The following is a 20,180-nucleotide window of genomic DNA, read 5'->3' as shown; positions in this document are numbered from 1 at the left end:
TAATATCAATCCATTACAATCGGGAATCTATCAATCCAGTATAACGCTTGTAATACTTGATATTTTCAGCAATAAAATTATAATCATAGTATCAGAAAAACACAGGATAACTCCATGATAAAAACAGAACCCGATAAAACAATCATTATCTATGAAGATAATTACGTCCAAAAAGGCATTGAATACCTTGATCCAGGTAACATTTGCAAATTGATAAAATCGGATGACATTATTGCTCTTCAATATATAGAATCACCCTGTAAAATCTTCGCCATATTTGAACCTGGGTTATAATCCAAATACGATTCACAACCACACCCTTAATTCTTTAAAAAAAATGAATGTTAAACGCTCAAGAGATCTGTTCCTGTAGGAACAGGTAAACAACTCTGTGTTACTGCCACTGTATTAATCACTCATATGGTCACCGAACTCGAAAATGTAACTTATCGGCACTCTCCAGTTTTTGCTAATTAGATTCCATTTTTTGATATTTTTCATTGCCGATCAATAAACTTCCATACTGAGCCATCAGTCGGGGACACTTTATGTTTCTTAACGGAGATACTACTTATGCTATGAGCTCGTCTGTTTTGCTAACCTTCAATTTCCTGTCATCCCGGACTCCTGCAACCAACATCACTACCGCTTTGGTCGGATCTTGCTTTTTTGTGCAACCTTTATTAAATACTAATGTAATCCATATATAAACTAATAACATTTAAATCTATATATTTTAAATCCTGTCCCAACAGAATTTTTTGCAGACAATGATGCCACAGGTTAAACGCAGCATCGCTTCATAATTTTCGATCTTTTTCTCCCAACGGATCAGTATCCAAGAGGTTCATCCAACGGTGCGTCTCTCTTCAACCCATCTATGCGCTTTAAAGCCAATATTTTTTCTGGCATCAGACTCCATTTTACGAAACTGAATATGCGATTCGTAACGCCGACTTTTTGTAAGTGATGAGATGGTCTTCCCCTCATTAAGGAATGGTGGTTCGTCTGGCCTGCAGTGCATGACGGAAAGGTGACCATTACTCTTTCGCAGCTGGTAATTCTGCCTGATAAACCGGAGTGACACCGGCCAGAAACATCCCGCTTTAACTCGCTAACAATGTTGAAAAAAATCATGGCTGCGTAATAAAAGTGGCGATGTCTCAGGATTACCTCGCCCGTATCACCGTACTGAATAAAACTTCGACGAAATACAGTCAGTTCAGTTTCGTTGGCTGAGGACAAGGTCAGCGTGCACTCTGCATTATCGTTCGGGTGTTCAGCTGTCACCAGGGGAATATAAACATCAATATTATCAGCGTCCCAGAGATGTCTGAATCAGCCATGGCAATTCATTTTTCGCTACATCCAGTCTTTCAAAAGAGCATCTTTACTTGATACAACAATGTTGACCGGTATATTTTTGCGCCCTCAAGGAAAGCAACACCATTTAATTCCACAGTAAATACATTACTTTTAGTTAAATTAAACCATTTATCATGCAAAACATCATATTAAAACAACATAACAAATACAAATCCATCATACAGCCTTTAATTAAAAAAAATAAATTTGATTTATAGTAATTTAATAATATATATTATTATCATAAAAAAAAAGGAGAATAAGAATGAAAAAACACTGTCACCCGACACTGACCAGCTATCCTGTTAAAACAAAAAAAATAATACAGAACTCTGCAGAGTGTATAATCCTTACCTGTCTGAATTCACCGAAAAGTACAATGAAGCACAGGACTTTTACCTTCATTATGTTTCAGGCGTCTGTGACGATATCGTAAGGATAAAAGATTATGGACACAATCCTGACACTTATAAAAAAATAACAGCTTAAGAAAGGAGAACCCCCGTGAATAATCATACAGTTAACAGTTTATTTTTCAGTAAGACAAAAAAAGACGTCCTAGACTGCATTGCAGCAGGAATCGATATTAATGCGCTGGACCAGTCAGGTAAAAATGCATTATTTTACAACTATCACTTCAGTGCGATTGAGGCCATGATTGAAGCGGGAATAAACCTGAACCACACAGACAGTCACGGCAATACGGTTCTGTTTCGTGGAACAACGCCGGAAATACTCAGACTGTTAATCGACTCCGGCATTAATATTCATCATATAAATAACCGGGGAGAGACCTGCCTTTTCCATCAGTGGCATAATGAAGAATGTTCCGCCATTCTCATTAAAGCCGGGGTGGATGTTAACAGTACCGATAATGACGGACAAACGCTTCTTTACCGGTTGTTCAGGCATGACAGTCTTGATTACTGGGTAAATGCGGGTTGTGACCTTAACCACAGGGATAATGACGGTAATACTGCACTGCACCTGCCAGACAGAAAAGGGATTGTGTATGATTATAAATTAAGCGCTGTCAATCGTCATATCGACAGGATAGATAACACCCCTGTTCTGTTCAGGCATCTTTCTGCTGAAGGATTATCCCTGATAGCTTTACTTCATCAGAAAGGACTTAACTTTACCATTGCTGACCACTGTACCCTTTCGCTGTATGTAAAAGATATGAAAGAATTTTTCGGGAAATTAAAAACATACACGGGCATCAGTCATGTTCATTTTTATAATGATAAAAATAAACACATTTGCAGCTATACCGGTTTTGAAATCATCAAATGGTTTATCCGGAATGGTATCAGAATGGATGACGACATTCTGAGAAAACGTGCCGACTCTGATAAAGTCTTTGATTATATAGCAGGAAGAGAGAAAAAGGACTTATTCAGGGTCATGAAACCTGAACTCACCCCGGTACCGAAGAAAAAAAGGATATGAAATTTCTGCGTTAATCATTCCCTGTCCGGCCTGAAAGGCTCCATTCATGATAAATAATCGGATAATTCCTGACGAGTAAGTTTTCTGACAAATGGCTTACTCATTTTATCATTTACTGATTAATTTTATTATTTGCACCGCAACAGCTTGACTTATTTATTTCATCCATTATCTGTAGTAATAAATACACAATACAAGGATGACTATGAATAATAAAATAAATAATCATAATGACATAACAAGGTTATCAAGGCGTGGAAAATTCCATACTGACAAACTTCCACCTGATGAAATACGAAGCCACTGTGTCAGTGTCAGATTAAATGAAGAAGAATTAACTATTCTCGACAGTAAAAGAGGCCAGTATAAAAAAGGGGAATGGCTAAGAATGGCTTCCCTGGATAAACTCCCACCGATTCTGCCCGAAATAAATCGCGAAGCATGGATTAAACTCGGCAGCCTTTCCCATGATTTAAATTACCTGCTGAATCATCTTGACAAGAAAAGTCCTGACAGCGAACTAACCCGTACAGAACTCTTTGCCCTGCGCAGACAAATCAAAACTCTTCGGGATCACCTTATTCCCTCAACATTTCTGGAGCCAGACCGATGAAAGGCATGCAGAAAATAAAAAGGGGTAAACAGTTTGCAGGCGTGTTGCTTTACAGCCTCAAATCCGGCCCACACCACAACGTTATGCCTTATGTCATCGGTGGTAATATGACCGGAAGTTCGGTGGCTGAGCTTATCAGTGAGTTTGAAAGTTCTAAACAATTGCGTCCCGATGTCACCAAACCCGTCTGGCATAATTCACTTCGCCTGCCAAAGGGAGAAACACTGTCAGCCAGACAGTGGGCGGCATTCGCCGACGATTATATGGCCCGGATGGGGTTCACTGAAACGCACCTTCGCTGTTATATCCTTCACGACGATGCCGACGGGCAGCATATCCATATCATTGCAAGTCGCATTAACATGGCCGGTGGAAAGCTGTACCTGGGGAAAAATGAAAATCTCATCAGCACCCGCATTATCAGCGAACTGGAGCGAATACACGGACTCACTGAAACGCCCCCCGCCACAGGCAGCCGTCGCAGGGATAAAGGTAAACCTTCCCGCAATGAGCTGAAGATGGCGGAACGAACGGCAACGCCCTGCCCCAGGTCAGCCCTGCAGGGTCTGATTGATAATGTCTTAACGCATCGTCCCGATTTATTGACTTTTATCGACATGCTGGAACGGAAAGGTGTGACCTGTAAACCCAATATCGCGTCGACCGGAAAAATGAATGGATTTTCATTTCAGTACCAGGGCATTGCCTTTAAAGCATCTCAGCTTGGAAAAAAGTATGGCTGGTCTTCTCTGCAAACGCAGATTGATTTTACACCAGAGCGCCTGGCGTTACTGAAAAAAGAGCAACAGCAGACTGCGCCAGTGCCAGTGCCAGTGCCAGTGCCAGTGCCAGTGCCATCATGCGAGCCTGAAGAACAGGTTGCAAGCCGGGAAACGATTCTGGAGAAAATCCTTCAGCTTGAAGAAAAAATTCGCCTGGAAAGACAACAGGAAACAGTGAGAGTCATTCAACTCAGGAGCAAACTGCACAATACAGCTCGTCAGATACCCCGCCAGCGTCGGCTGTATTCGTGGCTTGCATTGCTTGGCCATATTGTGGCAGTTCTCAGGCGCAGGGGTATGTCTCTGTTACATGCCACTGTACAACCTTTCCACCAAATCCTGCACCTGCATCTTCTGACACCCTGTCATTCCATGACAACAAATCCCATTAAAGAACAATTAGTTAAAAATAACTCCCATCCTGCACTATAAGTTACCTAGTCCATACTTTAGTGATAGTCAATAAAATATTGATCGTTTATATAGATCGATAATCTTATTATGATAGCCATTATCTATCAACAGGAATCCATCGATCGGTACAAGCAATTTTACTAAAGCAGATCATTCATCGAAAATGTTCATAAATACATCACCTTAAATCAGGCCACGGAGTCATGATGGATAATAAAACGATTAGCTGCCCCTTCTGCTTTACACAAAGCCCGCACGGCGTGCGGATTTGCAAAGGTTGCCATGCAAAAGTGGCCTATGGTGAAAGTCCGCTCAGTGTGGCATTCCTGTTTCAATTCGTGGCATTCGGTCTCGCCTGGTTAGTATTTTCATTGACCGACAGCACTCCTGTCTCAGTCATTACATTTTTTGCCAGCGTCATTATTCTTATCTGCATAATTAAAAAGAAATATGCAGACAGAGTTGTTTTTATACGGTGATATTAATTTCACACCACCGCAAACATAAAAAATCAATATGGGAGAACTTATGAACAGATTCATGATTTCTGTGTTTTTTATTTCTGTTTTCCTTATTTCTGGTTGTTCAATATCAGGCAACCAGCATCTAAAAAAAGAAACATCACAAAGTCTGCAGTCGAAAATTATCAAAAATAAAACAACGAAATCAGAAATCATTACCGCATTCGGTGAGCCCGAAACCAAAACTACACTTGATAGTGGAAATGAAGAATGGACTTATTCGATGGATAACAATCAGTTTGATGCCACCACATTCATTCCCGTGATTGGACTGCTGACAGGGGGTTCACAGACGCAGGCCAAAACGCTGGAAATCGAATTTCAAGGCGAAACGGTCAGCAAGTGGACGTTCTCTGAAAACAACAGCAAGATGAAAACCGGTCTTATTCAATAACGTACTCTACAGTCTGGGATTATTTTATGAAAACATATACATTTACCACACTCATTGCGTCCATCTTTTTGCTGAGCGGCTGTACCGGTGAACCGTCTGAGCAGGATATTTACACTGCGATGAATAAGGTCGTGGAGCAGACGAATGCCATCGTTAAATCCATAGCGAGAAACGATATCACGCCTGACATGCTGCGGACGTTAAAATCAGTCAAAAAACACGACTGCGAAAAACTATCGGATAAAAGCTATAAATGCAATGTAACAGCTGTTGTCGATAACGAAAAACGCACAGCGGCTGTCACGCTGGTTAAAACGGATGATGGCTGGCAGGTCGTTGATAAGTAAGACCACAGTAAAACAATCCCGCCTGGCAGGACACCAAACCGGTGGCTCCTGCCTTTTTAATGCCCGGTAATGTCTTGCGGGAAACGACTGCTTTTATGTCATTCAGCCATACTCAGCCTTGTCCGGCGCATTTCCGCTATCTCACAGCCTTTTCCTGACCACGGATCCTGGTGGTGTATAAGCCAGAGAACGTGCAATGCGTTTCTTTTCATACTGTGCCAGTAAATCAGCATAGATGTGCTCTGCTTCATCCAGATTGCCTGAAATATAATTCACGAGCGAATTCAGGCAATGCAGCAATGTGTCACTGTTTGCGAGTTGCCTGAGCAGAGGGGCCTTCAGGGTAGAAACGACACCCATAAACATCTGCATGATATTATCAACGTGATAACACGAATTGCGATATTGCGCCCGTGAATAAAAATACTTCAGATGGTATCCAGCGAAAAGCACATAAAGTTTTCTGTAAAAATTATTGTTATTAACACTGTCGCGATGGTGTGTTATATATTTATCAACAACAAATATAAACTTTTCTTCCTGAGAAGAAACACAAATATTACTCATAACCCTCTCCTTTTTTGTTTTTATAATTAAGTACTATCAGCTTTAAAATTTAAATCAATACAAAATTGAAAATATTTTATTTTAAAATGACAACTATTTATCCTGTTAATACTGGAAACAGCTTTCGCTGTTGCAAGGTTGAGTCCGATCGATTGCATTACCACTTTCTTTTTTCAAAAACCAAGTAGTTTCCAGATTTCAGATAAAACCCCTCAGGAATTTTTTTTGAGAGAGTGCTACGCACCGGCTCACGCCCCCGACGACAGATATATGTTAATTATTTTTACCCGTCAGATGAAAACCCAACGTTTAATCCTCCTTGCAGCGCCGCTGAGTGCCCTCAGCACTCACTCGCTGAAGCAGAAAGGATTTTTCCGTGAGGGTCTAGGCGTGAGCCGTCTTAAGTTAACGGGTAAATCATGTAGTCGGTTCCGCTCTTCCGCTAAACTCAGTTTTCTGACATTTTGCGCGAAGCGTATTTCTACTGACAGTTAAACACTATAGAATGTTCTGAAGCCCAGTGGCGCAACACACAGGTGCGCAGGCTTCACTTAAGGAATAATATTACGAAGGAAAATCAGCAATGGCAGTGTTTATCAAACTGTGTACAAAGGAATTTTGTGTCAGTCTAAAGCAAAATTTCGGTTTCTTGTTTCTTTATCACTCTTTTATCTTGCAAATCCACGAAGAAAATTAATAAATTATATCAACAATTTAAGATAACATCTGGTTATATCTTTCAGAACCAAAAATTATTAATAACATAACAGGTGATGGTGAAATTTAGCACCCTTCGTAATAACTCTGACAACCATCAATATTCCACCCCAAAAAAACACAGAGTAATAAATTTAATGTTTTTTTGAATTTTTATTACTAATAATATTGACAAACAAATTTAATATGCCATATCTGTTATCACAATAATAAAAAAGGAGCCATTATGTCAAACACAAGTGTTATGTTAACTAAAGAACAAAAAGCAATAATTGCAGAAGCATTAGATGTTATGCCCGAAGATCTGGAAGAAATAAAAGTTAAAGCAAGTGCCTGTAAAAAGACATCCTTTCGTGACGATTTTTCGATGGTCTTTAAAAATAATACAGCCACACTCGCCAGAATGGATCTGACACCGACGGCATTCAGAATTGTTATTTATCTCTTCTCAGTCATTGATTATGGAAATATTATCCCTGACTTTTCACAGTCACGTACTGCCAGAGAGTTAGGACTGAATAAATCGAATGTTTCACGTGCATTCAGAGAATTGTTTGAGAGGAAAATACTGATCCGTAACGCTGAAGACGGTCAGGTTTACCTGAATTCTAATTTATGTGTAAAAGGAATTCCTCATCGTTTCAATGAAGATCTGATGGATAAATTTAGTAAATCCAGACTTGAGACTGAAGATTTTGGCACTTCATTCAACTTTTATCGCGCAGGGCGCAAAACAAAGCCTGTAAAAAAATCCAGAAACAGATATCCAACTGACGGCATTCCCTTTTAAAAGACATAACAGCGCTGGTGATTTTATGCCCCATGCCAGCGAAAAACTTAACAAAACAAAGGATATCTTTATGAAGAATAGACTCCCTACTTACCTTTACCAGAATAAATTATCAGATGAACAAAGCAATCTGAACAATACTGCTCACAATGCATTTTGGCTTCTCACATTAATTGCTTCATACACACCAGATAAAAGCACTGTTTACCTGAGTTTTCACCGTGCAACATCCATCGCACAACATGAAGAGATACATATCACACCAGCCCGATTTTATCAGGCCATCGATAAACTGATTGATACAAATATTATTATGCGTACTGAATTTAAATACCAGTATCGTTTAAACCCTGAATTTTTCAGTTTTCCTAAATAAAACAATTAGGGAAACATTAAAAATATCTTTCCCAAAAACACTTTCCATAGCAAACTCCGCATATCCATTATAAATTACTATCAAAAGTATATCCTTTCATTTTACATCCCATTACCAGTAAAGTTAAAATAAAAAGGTACAGACTTATACTGTCTGTACCCATGATAATTCGTTGCAAATTTCACGAATTATTACATGCATTATTTTTTCTGATGATATTTTTTTCATTAATAATGTGCTCAATACATTTCTGCACTTCGTCATTAATGGAAACCTCAGCGCCACCTACTTCAAGTATAGCATACAGCATAAAGATAAGGACACGATGAAACTCTATCACTCCGACAGGATCCACATAATTACGATAACTTTCAATAGCCTCATAAAAACTATCCGGTGAAGTTACAAACGCACATACAAAATCTTTATCTTCCGGCACTCTGATTGAATTATTCATTTTAACTCTCCTGTACTTTTTAATCTTGAATGTCATGGTAAAAAAGTCACCATGATTCTTACTACTAACTATTGCTATTACTGCTTAATACTTAAATTTGACCTAGTAATATTTATTAAGTATCAGGGGGGCCTCTGCCCATTGCTGAATAGCACCATTTATTTTTAAACCCTGAATTTAACATTTTCATTATTAACTCCGTAATCAGGCTGCATTTTTACGTGAACGTTCAATTGCAGATGCGATCCATTCATCAACTTCGCTTTCTACAAATGCAATTGCACGCGTGCCAATTTTTATCGGTTTTGGAAATAAGCCTTCACTAATCAAACGATAAATCCATGCTTTGCCGTAGCCGGTTCTGTTCATAACTTCTGGCAAGCGAATTAGGCGGGTATTTTGATTGTTCATTTTATTTCCCCTTTGTCGTTGTGATGGGATCACTATACGAACAGTTGGGAAAAGAAAGAAGCGAGCTTATTAACTGCAGGGTTACGATCTGCCCTGCAGTAGTAGACTTCGGGAATTCGGGATTAGTTAGAATCAGAGAGTTTCATCACATCTGAAACTCTCATATTTTTCAGGTGGGGATTTCGGTTCATGAAAAAATTGAACTGCCTAATGAAGTCTATCGTTGCAGCTTTCATCGCAAGCGGTCGATCCGAGTCTTTAATGTGATATCCTAAACGGATAGTTGTTTCTTCATCTTCATCAGTATAAAGAAGCCGGGAGAGGCGATCATCTGAGATTCGTAGTTCTTTCCTTTTTGCCCAAAGTAAGATGTCCAGCATCGCAACCAACCTGTAATTTATGATTTTTTTAATGGTTCCATAGCCGAAACGAACGATACCGGTTTCATTAACTTCCACTCCTTTCACCGATCTCCATTGTGGCAGGGCCGCTTTTATCGATTCGGCTATTTCATCGTCAGTACCACTACCAAGATCGATTTCAAGCAACACCGTTTTCTCACATAAGGGGGACAAGAGTTGTGACACATAAGCTTCATGATGAGGCGCATTAACACAATATTCATCGTTTCCTTCCTCCCAGCTGAAAAGATTGACACTAAGGGCCATTACACTAAGTTCAGCAAGTCTGGTGATATCGGTGATAAAAATGTGTGGAGGACTGTAGAGGGTATCGTTAACGGTTGGATAATCGAGTTGCTTCCCTTTGAATAGATGGGGATTACCACTGAAAATTTCAGTCATGTACACCCACAGCCCTTTCTTTTCTTCTTCAGTAGGCCATGGCTTGTACAGAAGTGCTCTTGCCCAAAGTTCGTGATACAAGGCATTTAAACTGATGTCTTCGAGCTTGCGATAGTTATCTATGTCAAGCCAAGCTTTGATTTCTTTAGTATGCTCTGGTGACCAGTTTTTCAAAATTCAAATCTCCTGCCTTCTTAAAGATTTAAGTCATACGAATAGGGTTCAGTTAGTTTGAAAAAACTACCGTATTCACTAATCGATGAAAAGCAGTTCCTGCCTGCAAGTTCACCTGTCAGAAGGAAGTTGAACGGAAAAATTTGTTATCTTTTAATGCACCTCGCCAGAGTGCACGCTCGGTTCTGAGAGAAGAGGCCGGGAAATAGTCCGACTACACTCTGCCTCTTACTCTGCTCTGGGCGCGAAAACACTGGGCGTATCTTGCCGTTGTTCTCGACCTGTTCGTCAGAAAACCGGTGGGGGAGCAATGTCATTCTCACCTGACAGCAAACTCACAATCAAAGCACTCGAAATGGCCAGAGAGCGCCGGGGATCAACAACAGGTAACTTACTGCCTCCACCAACGACCTAATATTGATCCTGCTTGTTAACTCAGCAATAACACCGGATTTCCGTTTTTACTTCAGTCGATAGCTTTCTCCTTTTATTTGTGCGACGTGTCAGTGATGTAAAGTCCGGTCCAACATTGCTGTTGTAAGAACAGCATCTCCTGTGAAGGTTTGGTCCCATTGTCCGAATGGCAGGTTGCAGGCGTAAATTTACTGCAGGTGTTTCTGACGTATCCAAGAGTGGTTTGTTAAAATTTTACTTCCTTAAATCAGAAACGCCTGTCCCCGCTGTTGCATTTCACAGAATTTCTGATATCTAATAAATTAAAGCATTTTTTCATGGGGTTGTTTATGGACTTATTAAAGTACTTATCAGAAAAGGGATTAACCGAAAGGGCTCTCGACTTCATCACATCACAATTATTCTTCAATGCAGAGTCGCCTGATAACCTAAAGTACGCTTTAAAAGCGGGTTATGATATTAATACTGTTGATAGTAGCGGCAACAGTGCTATTTTTGGCTGCAGGACACTGGAAGCACTGGATTTTCTACTTAGCAATGAAGTCAATATACACCATATCAACAAGGAGGGACAAAATGCGCTCTTTCATCAAAAAAATCCAGAAATTCTGAAGAAGCTGATTGATCTGGGTTTAGACACCTCACATACAGATACTAAGGGCTATACCTGCATTTTTGCACATTACAGGGACCCTGAAGGACTAAAAGTATTACTTAATGCAGGTTGTGATATAAATCACGTCGATAACAAAGAAAGAAATATTCTCTTCCTGCCCCTCTCCCCGGAAGTTTTATCCATAGCAATAGATTCCGGATGCAATGTCAATCATATTAATCATGCAGGAAAAGGTTTTATTGAAGAGGAATATGACGATGAGTTGCATAATATCATTCTCCGCCATATTGATAAATTTGAAAGAAGAACGTTGCATGTCGATTTTTGCAATACCAACTCAGTATTATTTTTATATAAACTCTCTGAATTTGGATTCAAAATTGAGCTCAATAAAGACCGTTTCGTAATTAACAGTTACATTAGCGATTACAAAGATATTTTAAGCACTCTTGATTGTATCAGTGACATTCAAGATGTTAATTTCTATAATTATGACGGTGTTCCTCTTTACAAAGATATAGATAAGCGAATTGTAAAGTGGATGATAAGAAATAATTTCCTCATTGATCTTACAAAAATTTCTGATGATAAAAATCATGAACATATATTAAAATACAAAACCAGTTACGAGCAAAAAGAAATATCTAGAAATTTCAAACATGCTAAAAATAAAATTTCAAAAGTCAAAAACGGTGGAAGGCTATGATATTTATTCGCAGAGTTTTGTCTGAACCACCGAATTGAAGGCGTTGAGGGTATCCAGAGCCGTTGTTAATTCTTTATACATGTGGCCATAACTTTACCATTAATGATGAAATATACAATTACCCTCCGAACATAAAGGGATGGGCATCATGACAAAACCCGGTGAAAAAGATGATGATCTACTCACTCCAGACGAGGTATGCGGGCTCCTACGGATAACCCAAAAGACACTTTATGAACGGAGCAATATGCACCGGTAACGCCAATTGCTGGCACCGTTCCGGTTTTCTGCGAAGGGGATGCGCTATGAACGGCGCAATCTGAAAGCGTTTATCGATAAATACCGCCGTAAGTATTAAATTTATTCTGGGGATGGGATTTTCCATCCCATAACTTCGAGTTCTCTACAAATGAATTGGTATGCAGGTAGTATCTCTTCCAGATTCGCATGTTTTTGTACGAAGATTGAAAAAGCCAGAACCGCACTCATTTTTTCTTTATAGAAAAAGTATTGTCTTAGTGGATGTTTATCTTCGCCATATGCTGGAAATTCGATCCCAGTATACTTATCCCCCATATTTTTATAGAATTGGTCCAAGGTAAGATCATAGATTTTTGAATCAACCTCTACCCAAAAATGATGATATAGCCTATTACGAGTAGAGCCATGTACTACTTTTATGATATCGCGGGTAAAAAAGTGGCTAAGAAGCATCCCCAGAAATACAGATGCACCTTGGCAAGAATTCTCAGGAAACATGCCGAAGAATGGCACACCCGACTCATCAAAATAATCGAAATTTTCTTCAAAGACACTCCGCAGGTCTTTGGCAAGCTTTGTAACTAATCCGTCCATGATTGTTTCTACTATAATGAAGCCATGCATTTAACATGCATGGCTATGTGAACCTTAAGAATTAGAGCGCTTAGGTGGTCTCGTAAATTGTACCAAAGCTCCTTTATGCTCGTTAGCCTGCTCTTCACGCCGCTCGGCCAGCATAGATTTTAATTTTGCCAGATGCACAACAGCAGCCTTCTTGCCGGTCAGATAGCCCTCTGGTAAACCAACCATCATTTCGACATCGATAGCAGACAATCCCGCAAAGGCAGCAAGCCGTTCAACTGAAATAATTCCAGAAGACGCCAACAATTCAATAGTACGTTTCAACAAACGTGGTTTTTCAGGCTCACGATAATCATCTCCCGGCTCTGATTTCACTCCCCAACGTGCTGAACGGCGTTTATAAAGATTTTGTTTCTCTTCTTCAGTAATAATATTCAGCACATGCAAACGCATGATGCTTGCCGCGACAGAAATACCGTAGCGTTGTTTAATTAAAAGCAAGCTATCTAATGTGACCGGGGTTCTAATTTCTTCGGCAAATGTCTCGGCAGGAAGCAGCAGCGCCCCCGCAAATTTATGAGCCTGGCTTTCCTTCAGCTTATAACGTTCAGCTTCGAGCTCGTTGCCAACGTAGCGGTGAAGGATTAGATGTCCAATTTCGTGAGCAAGGTCAAATCTGCTGCGAAAAGCATTACCTTTATCCGAAGAGAGGAGAACAAAAGGAACACTTAGAGTCTCACTCCAGGCGGAAAGCCCTTCAATCTGCGCGACACCTGTTTCCTCTCTGACAACGATAATACCGTTACTCTCTGCGGCTAAAGTAAGGTCCGGTATTTCCTTTGTACCAAGATTCCAAAGGGCACGGCACTCACTAGCGGCATCTTCGATATCTGCATCACTAATTTCATCGATGTTTGTAAAACTACGGTGCGGTAATTTTAGCTCCGGCAGATCTACAAACTCAGTCAGCTTAGTAACGAACTCATTAGCCCAATGGATTCGAGTTTCTAACATTGCTCGTGCTGCTACATGGGCTGATGCATTACTTCTGAACAGGGGCTTTGACATACCCGGCAACAGAGGGCGCGTAAACCATTCAGGAGTAACATTTACGACTGTAGCCAAGCGTTCTAAGGCCTCGGATTCTGGAGCCTGCTGGCCAGAACGCCATTTACTGATGGTTGCTGGCGATACGCCAACCATCGTAGCTAATTGAGTTTGGGATAGCCGCCGGGCGGCTAGTACTTGCACTAACCTATCCGGTTGAAATTCAGCGATGCCTCGGCTCATACATCATCTTCCTCGGTTCCATCTTTTTTGATAATGCCCTTTTTGAGTGCAGAGAATGCATTATCTTCTTGGAATGGAACTACATCATATCGGGTTAAAAAAAGTTCAAGTGGCTCATGGAAAACCCAGCTCTTCCCGTCAGAACTTGGAACGACAAGCTCTATAGACATCGGGGCTTCGGGTTGATTCTGCAATGAACCGGAAAAACGGCATACTACGAACAGTGTAGCTTTCGGTACATCAGAACCATCGGAGAATAAATCCGGTTGCACCACTTTTTCCACAGAAACGTTTTCGGCAATGAGCTCTTGCTTACGTTTGCTGCGAAATAGTCTCTTCCACTGGTTATCATTGTAGCTTTCACGAACAATCGTGAAAATACCGCTATGGCCTTCTACAATACGGTTACCACGCAGCTTGCCGGGATTACAACCGTTGGCCTCAAACACCTCATAAATAGTTTCATTCAGGTTTAAATGACGATCATAACCAAGCGCGGTCGCTCTGTGGTCTAGCTTCTTCTTTTGCGCATAATCGTAAGAACGCTTTGATGCCGCGTAAATCGCGTCAGAAAGGGCCATGAAGAGTTGTTTTTGAACATGCTGAACAATGAGATCTGCCACTTTTGATTTTTTCACGACCATTTCCTATCACTGTCACTGATAGACGTGATTTTACACCCATATTTTTTCGTGTGTCCACAAAAAAACATCAAAAAATTTCCTTTACGCGAAAAATAACATTGATGATGATATTTATTTTATCGACCCGATAGTACCTAAGTTGTACTTTTGCTCTGAAATAAAGCGGTATAATAAGAGAATTGAGTCTATCCCGACGGGGAGAAAAGTGATCATGCCTTGCAGCTTGCCTCACCTATTTTCTCAAGTCGGTGGCGTGTAAGGCGAACATGCATCAATGCTCTAAAAAACCTGTTGGAATACTATCCTCTGTCTCTTGCGGCTCAACTGCTCAACTGCAACGAGTTTGCTTTTCTTCCTCAGTTTGTCGATCCCGCCGCGGATCCTGTCTGGCTGCAATTTCTTGTCTTGGGCAGTATCTAGAAGCTGGCTGGAATTGTTTCCCTGAGGTCAGTCGTGAAGGCATCAGGAACATTTGAAAACTGGCCAGGTAAACACCCTGGCGTTGTCATGATAAGCCTCGGTATCCGCATGTTGTTTAGCGGGTCTGGTGTCGTATCGATATCTGCCAGTTAAGTTTTGCCGAAACGGTAAACCCAGTGTCCGCACCTAGCTCATAGCAGACATGACTACACTGGCATGTTATTTTAAATTCACTTGGCGTACTGGAACCATTCAACGTGCTATGGTTATATTTTAAGGTTCCTTTTTGGAACCCTCTACGAAATGAATTTAAACTAAAATATTAAATATCAACAAGATATAACTCAAAGCACAGAGACGCCAGCCGCACAGGGTATCGATCCCCAATCCCACAATGAGCAAAAAGCTCAAGCGCTCAAAGATGCCACTGAACACACATTCCAAACAGTGGCGAAAAAGTGGCTTGATGAAAAAATTAAAACATCAGGCATATCGCAAGATCATGCTAAGGATATCTGGCGTAGCCTTGAACGAAACATCTTTCCAACATTGGGGCATATTCCTATTAAAGAGATCCGCCCTAAGATGTTGAAACAACATCTTGACCCTATCGAGCAAAGAGGTGTTCTTGAAACTCTACGCCGTATAATTTCCCGACTGAACGAAATTTTCCGTTATGCGGCCACAGAAGAGCTTATCGAGTTCAACCCCGCAGATAATCTCACACAGCGTTTCAGCAAGCCAAAAAAGCAAAACATGCCAGCTCTCCCCCCCAACGAGTAACCAAGGTTCATAGTGGCTTTAGCAAACGCATCTATACGCTTAGAAACACGCCTGCTGATTGAATGGCAACTTCTTACATGGGTTCGCCCCGGAGAGGCTGTCCGTGCTCGTTGGACTGACATCGACGAAGAGAACCGATTCTGGAACATCCCCGCTGAGTTCATGAAGATGAAACGGCCCCACAAGGTTCCATTGAGTAAAGAAGCTATGCGTATTCTTGAATCCATGAAACCAATCAGCGGTCATCGTGAGTGGGTTTTCCCCAGTATCAAAGCTCCTCTTAGCCATATGCACGAGCAAACAGCTAACGCAGCGATCATCCGCATGGGTTTTGGCGGTGAACTGGTGGCACATGGTATGCGTTCTATTGCCAGAACAGCCGCCGAGGAATCCAGTAAGTTCAGAACAGAAGTTCTTGAAGCAGCCCTCGCTCACTCTAAAAAAGATGAAATCATTGCGGCATACAACCGTGCAGAATATTTAGCCGAGCGTGCCGAGTTAATGCAATGGTGGAGTGATTACGTCCAAATACAAAAATATAATTCTATTGCCGCATGATAAAACACAGAAATGTATACTATCATTTAATATCGAAGTTCGGTAATCAATAATTATCAATATTTAAGGAGTTCCCATGTTAATGGTAAAAGATGAACTTGAGGAGTTCAGTAAACTTGCGGATCAATACATCATGACATGTGATCACACTTCTTTAGCTGCGTTAGTCGAAAGTTATACAAAACAGGATTTCACCTTTTCTCACCCCTTGTACGAAGCCCATTATCTCTACTGTCTAGGAAATTGTTATTCCGAACTTTATGAAACACGTAAAACAGAGTGGTATTCAGATGATTTGATGAAATCGGTCATCTTTTACAGAAAAGCCATACATACCCTCCCTAAAGCAAACTGGCAGGAACACGTAAATAACACTCATGCATATGATAGTCTTAGATCTATGATTGAGACAAATTTAGCTAATCGTCTTTCATCACAGGGAAGAGCACTATGCTGTATCCCTCACTATGACAAAGCTATTTCTATAGATAATAATCCCGCAGCAATTATATCAAAAGCCAATAATGAATTATTTCTTGGCCATTCACTTTACGATGAAGGACATTCTGAATATCATTATTTCATTGCTTATAATCTTTTAAAAAAAGGACTCGATAATTTCAAAAAACAATATCCAGAACAAAAAGAATCACTTGAGGATGGGGGGAGATTACACAATTTCAAAAAATGGTTTGAGGATAATTTTGAGATATCATCTTTCGATTATTTCATGAAGTACACTGAAAAACTCACATCAATAAAACAGAAAAAATATTTTGAATGGTGTGCAGAAAATAAACTTTTTCTTAACGACTTAAATGATGCTTGCGATTACCAGATTACTTACCAAGATATTTTTTCATTACCATCATTTATCCAATCTCTTAATAGTGCACTTACAATGCATGAAGAATTATCCTACCATGGTAATTATGATGAATTAAAAAATGATTACTGTTATGCGCGATATTTAATATATTCCTCAAAGGATATACCGGACGACACTCCTCATATATTCAACTCAACTTTTCAACACGTTGAAGATATGACTTACTCAATTAGCAATTTAAAGGTTGCCCAGTACAAATCAGCATTCAGAATAATATATTCACTTTTTGACAAAATAGCATACCTAATTAGCCATTTTTTTGATTTAAACGACTTAAAGCATGACAGAAAAATAAGCATCGACAATTTATTTCGTGACTTCACAGGAAAGAATAATGAATGGAAGCCCCATAAAAAACTTAAGGATAGTGATAATCATTTTATCCATGCTTTATTCTATATATTAAAAGACATTCGCAAAGTTGGTAGCTCTGATTCAGTATCAAAATGGTTAGATCCAAATGCTGTAGCATTTGCTGAAATTAGAAATGCTATGGAACATCGTTCATTGAAAATTGTTGATGATTTTGGCTATGAACTCGCAACATCACATAATACTTACAATGATGAAGAATTTACAAAATTGCAAAGAGAGGTCAATACGATACCAGATGAAATTAGAGAAATGGAATTAAAGCTAAAAAAAATAAATGAAGATAATGACCCTCATTTATCTAAACATCTTAAAGAAAAAATTAACAAACTAAATACTAAGCATACAGACTTAAAAGCAAAAATCCATGAAAAAGAAAAACTATCATCACATTGTCTTTTAGTGCCAATAAGCCAATTCGAATCAAGAATTATGCAGCTCATTGGCTTAGCTCGTAACTCAATAATGTATCTATCATTAGCTATCCATTTTGAAGAGCGCAAACGCCCAAAAGACGGTATTTACATGCAAAGAGAAGTACCGCTAAAGAATAATTTATGATTGTACCAAGAATATTTCAGAAAATCTAAGAATATACTTTTTCATGTAAGGCCGAGCTAAGACGGTCTAATAGGTGGAATGTTTCACTACGTGAATCACCCACCCATAAAAATTTTTAATCTATGTTTCATCAAGAACAATAGCGGACCCCTTAAAAGGGAACCCTCGCCATTTGTAAGCATCCCAGCTTTAGTTCCACGCACTTTTTGAGAGTTCCGGTTTTTCAGCCATCAGCCGGTACTCTTCCGGCGTCAGGTTGTTCAGGGATTCATGAGGCCGCTCGTTGTTATATTCCATCAGCCAGCGCTCTGTAATTTCCCGTGCTTCATTCAGTGTTCTGAATAGATAAAAATCCAGGATTTCTGTCCGATATGTCCGGTTGAACCGTTCGATAAAAGCATTTTGTGTAGGCTTACCCGGCTTAATAAATTCGAGCTGCACGCCATGTTCTTCGGCCCATTGTGCCAGCGCCAGCGAGACCAGTTCTGGCCCGTTATCCATCCGCATCTTCAACGGGTAGCCGCGGTTTACCACGATCCTGTCCAGCAGCCGGACGACTCGCTGAGCCGGGATATTCAGATCGATTTCTATCGCCAGCGCTTCACGGTTAAAATCATCCACCACATTGAAGGTCCGGAAGCGTCTGCCGCAGACCAGCGCATCGTGCATAAAATCGATGGACCAGCTCTGGTTTAACGCTTGCGGCGTAGCCAGTGGTGCTGGATTACGCACCGGCAGCCGCTGTTTTCCCTTACGACGAAAATTCAGTTTCAGCAGGCAGTAAATTCGGTGAACGCGTTTATGGTTCCAGGTATTGCCCTGCCTGCGCAGCAGATGGAACAGCTTCTTAAAACCGTAGCGCGGATAGCGTTCTGCCAGCTCAGCCAGCGCGTGGATCACCGGTTCATCACGCCGGGTATCAGGCTGATAAAAATACACCGTCCTGCTCAGCGATAACGTCCTGCAAGCCTGGCGTAAACTCATGGCAAATTGCGCCGTCAGATAGCTGACGAGTTCACGCTTTATCGCTGGTTTTAAAGTTTTTTTTCGATGACGTCTTTAAGTGCCCGGCACTCAAGGCTGAGATCAGCAAACATCTGTTTGAGGCGTCGGTTTTCATCCTCCAGGTCTTTCATCTTTTTGATATCAGAGGCTTCCATACCGCCATATTTTGCTTTCCAGTTGTAGTACGAGGCTTCAGAGATACCGGCTTCACGGCAGACATCCTTGACGGTACGTCCGGTTTCGACGGACTTCAGAACGGCAATGATCTGGTGTTCAGTGAATCGGGCTTTACGCATGACGATCTCCTCAGGGGACATAATCAGTATGTCGGAAGATCTCTAAAAGTGAATGGTTCGGTTTGCAGGGATGCTTACACTGCCAGTCGCTGAAAACCTGGGATAAACAGCTGGAAAAAGGGGCTGAACGTCTGTCGGTGATCTTTGACACCAAAGGCGGACGACCGCGCATGACGCAGGTGACGGACCGGGAAGCGGTACGCCAGGCGGTGAAAGCGGCACTTGAGATTGCCGGGGAGCGTGACGGGCATCTGATTGACAAACCGGATCTGAAATCAGCGATGGACTACTGGCACAACCATCTCCGCGATGCCGGGCTGACGGGGGAATACTCCCCCTCACTCCCTGCGCTATGCCTGGGCGCTGGCAGTAACATCCACGGATCTAGGGCATGGGGATGGTCGCGGGAGGTATATTGAGCAGGTTTGCAGGCATGGTAAATAAATACTCTGGGATGACCGGATTTTAACCAACTCTGGCTGGAATTGCTATCACAGAATAGGAACGTCCTTTAAGAGCGCAGTCTGTGTGAAAACCCTAACCAAAAACCGAAATGCGTGAGGCTATGCAAAATCTGGAATCGATCGACTGGTCAACAAC

The 20,180-nt window shown here is 40.9% G+C and carries 18 protein-coding genes and 6 pseudogenes; 14 read left to right on the top strand and 10 right to left on the bottom strand.

Annotated elements, in window-relative coordinates:
• Positions 1-736 precede the first annotated feature (736 nt).
• A pseudogene (locus ABGB15_RS05700) lies at positions 737-961 on the bottom strand (hypothetical protein); the annotation flags it as partial.
• A gap of 908 nt (positions 962-1,869) precedes the next feature.
• Here ABGB15_RS05700 and ABGB15_RS05695 point away from each other — a divergent pair.
• The 6 genes from ABGB15_RS05695 (at position 1,870) to ABGB15_RS05670 (ending at position 5,888) form a co-directional block, all read left to right on the top strand.
• A complete protein-coding gene (locus ABGB15_RS05695; protein WP_214144026.1) occupies positions 1,870-2,817 on the top strand; it encodes an ankyrin repeat domain-containing protein in 948 nt (315 codons plus the stop codon).
• 205 nt (positions 2,818-3,022) lie between these two features.
• Entirely contained in the window at positions 3,023-3,430 is a 408-nt protein-coding gene (locus ABGB15_RS05690) for an ATP-binding protein (protein WP_369064121.1), read from the top strand.
• Positions 3,427-4,644 (top strand): relaxase/mobilization nuclease domain-containing protein, encoded by a 1,218-nt coding sequence (locus ABGB15_RS05685; protein WP_369064120.1) that lies wholly within the window; start codon positions 3,427-3,429, stop codon positions 4,642-4,644. Before ABGB15_RS05690 ends, ABGB15_RS05685 begins: the two co-directional genes overlap by 4 nt.
• 188 nt (positions 4,645-4,832) lie before the next feature.
• Positions 4,833-5,105, top strand: a complete 273-nt coding sequence (locus tag ABGB15_RS05680; RefSeq protein ID WP_369064271.1) for a hypothetical protein — start codon at positions 4,833-4,835, stop codon at positions 5,103-5,105.
• A gap of 49 nt (positions 5,106-5,154) precedes the next feature.
• A complete protein-coding gene (locus ABGB15_RS05675) occupies positions 5,155-5,541 on the top strand; it encodes a hypothetical protein (protein WP_369064119.1) in 387 nt (128 codons plus the stop codon).
• A 26-nt stretch (positions 5,542-5,567) separates the two neighbouring features.
• The gene (locus tag ABGB15_RS05670) at positions 5,568-5,888 is read left to right on the top strand and encodes a cell wall-binding protein (protein ID WP_369064118.1); all 321 of its coding nucleotides are present in this window, start codon (positions 5,568-5,570) and stop codon (positions 5,886-5,888) included.
• 141 nt (positions 5,889-6,029) lie between these two features.
• On the opposite strand, the gene ABGB15_RS05665 is transcribed toward ABGB15_RS05670, so the two are convergent.
• Positions 6,030-6,455: a hypothetical protein gene (locus ABGB15_RS05665; RefSeq protein ID WP_022646896.1), complete on the bottom strand. Its 426-nt coding sequence runs from the start codon at positions 6,453-6,455 to the stop codon at positions 6,030-6,032.
• Between the two features lie 943 nt (positions 6,456-7,398).
• On the opposite strand from ABGB15_RS05665, the gene ABGB15_RS05660 reads away from it, so the two are divergent.
• Positions 7,399-7,962 (top strand): helix-turn-helix domain-containing protein, encoded by a 564-nt coding sequence (locus ABGB15_RS05660; protein WP_154064015.1) that lies wholly within the window; start codon positions 7,399-7,401, stop codon positions 7,960-7,962.
• Positions 7,963-8,032: 70 nt separating this feature from the next.
• Entirely contained in the window at positions 8,033-8,338 is a 306-nt protein-coding gene (locus ABGB15_RS05655; RefSeq protein WP_191120501.1) for a hypothetical protein, read from the top strand.
• A 181-nt stretch (positions 8,339-8,519) separates the two neighbouring features.
• On the opposite strand, the gene ABGB15_RS05650 is transcribed toward ABGB15_RS05655, so the two are convergent.
• From ABGB15_RS05650 to ABGB15_RS05640, 3 genes are all read right to left on the bottom strand, one after another.
• On the bottom strand, positions 8,520-8,795 hold the full coding sequence (locus ABGB15_RS05650) for a hypothetical protein (protein WP_154064014.1): 276 nt from the start codon (positions 8,793-8,795) through the stop codon (positions 8,520-8,522).
• A 204-nt stretch (positions 8,796-8,999) separates the two neighbouring features.
• Positions 9,000-9,206: an AlpA family transcriptional regulator gene (locus tag ABGB15_RS05645; RefSeq protein ID WP_058648858.1), complete on the bottom strand. Its 207-nt coding sequence runs from the start codon at positions 9,204-9,206 to the stop codon at positions 9,000-9,002.
• Between the two features lie 122 nt (positions 9,207-9,328).
• Positions 9,329-10,183: a DUF6387 family protein gene (locus tag ABGB15_RS05640; RefSeq protein WP_191120500.1), complete on the bottom strand. Its 855-nt coding sequence runs from the start codon at positions 10,181-10,183 to the stop codon at positions 9,329-9,331.
• Between the two features lie 227 nt (positions 10,184-10,410).
• Here ABGB15_RS05640 and ABGB15_RS05635 point away from each other — a divergent pair.
• A pseudogene (locus ABGB15_RS05635) lies at positions 10,411-10,559 on the top strand (IS3 family transposase); the annotation flags it as partial.
• An 85-nt stretch (positions 10,560-10,644) separates the two neighbouring features.
• Here ABGB15_RS05635 and ABGB15_RS05630 read toward each other — a convergent pair.
• Positions 10,645-10,773 (bottom strand): annotated as a pseudogene (locus ABGB15_RS05630) (ATP-binding protein); the annotation flags it as partial.
• A 153-nt stretch (positions 10,774-10,926) separates the two neighbouring features.
• Between ABGB15_RS05630 and ABGB15_RS05625 the strand changes: the two are divergent.
• Complete coding sequence (locus tag ABGB15_RS05625) at positions 10,927-11,919, top strand: ankyrin repeat domain-containing protein (protein WP_369064117.1); 993 nt, start codon at positions 10,927-10,929, stop codon at positions 11,917-11,919.
• A 360-nt stretch (positions 11,920-12,279) separates the two neighbouring features.
• Here the strand turns inward: ABGB15_RS05625 and ABGB15_RS05620 are convergent, their stop codons facing one another.
• Genes ABGB15_RS05620 through ABGB15_RS05610 form a run of 3 tightly spaced genes read right to left on the bottom strand, consistent with a single transcriptional unit; the run spans position 12,280 to position 14,696 of the window.
• Complete coding sequence (locus tag ABGB15_RS05620) at positions 12,280-12,774, bottom strand: hypothetical protein (protein WP_154064011.1); 495 nt, start codon at positions 12,772-12,774, stop codon at positions 12,280-12,282.
• Positions 12,775-12,828: 54 nt separating this feature from the next.
• On the bottom strand, positions 12,829-14,052 hold the full coding sequence (locus ABGB15_RS05615) for an ImmA/IrrE family metallo-endopeptidase (protein WP_064161439.1): 1,224 nt from the start codon (positions 14,050-14,052) through the stop codon (positions 12,829-12,831).
• On the bottom strand, positions 14,049-14,696 hold the full coding sequence (locus ABGB15_RS05610; RefSeq protein WP_058344389.1) for a hypothetical protein: 648 nt from the start codon (positions 14,694-14,696) through the stop codon (positions 14,049-14,051). The genes ABGB15_RS05615 and ABGB15_RS05610 overlap by 4 nt, the downstream gene beginning before the upstream one ends.
• 342 nt (positions 14,697-15,038) lie before the next feature.
• On the opposite strand from ABGB15_RS05610, the pseudogene ABGB15_RS05605 reads away from it, so the two are divergent.
• From ABGB15_RS05605 to ABGB15_RS05595, 3 genes and pseudogenes are all read left to right on the top strand, one after another.
• Positions 15,039-15,269 (top strand): annotated as a pseudogene (locus tag ABGB15_RS05605) (LysE family translocator); the annotation flags it as partial.
• A gap of 213 nt (positions 15,270-15,482) precedes the next feature.
• Positions 15,483-16,457 (top strand): annotated as a pseudogene (locus ABGB15_RS05600) (tyrosine-type recombinase/integrase); the annotation flags it as partial.
• A 76-nt stretch (positions 16,458-16,533) separates the two neighbouring features.
• The gene (locus ABGB15_RS05595; protein WP_215722668.1) at positions 16,534-18,279 is read left to right on the top strand and encodes an LA2681 family HEPN domain-containing protein; all 1,746 of its coding nucleotides are present in this window, start codon (positions 16,534-16,536) and stop codon (positions 18,277-18,279) included.
• 189 nt (positions 18,280-18,468) lie between these two features.
• Here the strand turns inward: ABGB15_RS05595 and ABGB15_RS05590 are convergent.
• A protein-coding gene (locus ABGB15_RS05590) for an IS3 family transposase (RefSeq protein ID WP_215722667.1) occupies positions 18,469-19,580 on the bottom strand; the annotation gives its coding sequence in 2 pieces (ribosomal slippage) (positions 18,469-19,328 and positions 19,328-19,580; 1,113 coding nt in all).
• Positions 19,581-19,660: 80 nt separating this feature from the next.
• On the opposite strand from ABGB15_RS05590, the pseudogene ABGB15_RS05585 reads away from it, so the two are divergent.
• Positions 19,661-20,024 (top strand): annotated as a pseudogene (locus ABGB15_RS05585) (integrase domain-containing protein); the annotation flags it as partial.
• Between the last annotated feature and the right edge of the window lie 156 nt (positions 20,025-20,180).

It is taken from the genome of Enterobacter sp. MALB-1 (assembly GCF_041021625.1).
In the GTDB taxonomy this organism is placed as follows: domain Bacteria; phylum Pseudomonadota; class Gammaproteobacteria; order Enterobacterales; family Enterobacteriaceae; genus Enterobacter; species Enterobacter oligotrophicus.
The sequence above is the reverse complement of the archived record's forward strand: the minus strand, read 5'-3'. Positions and strand labels throughout refer to the sequence as shown.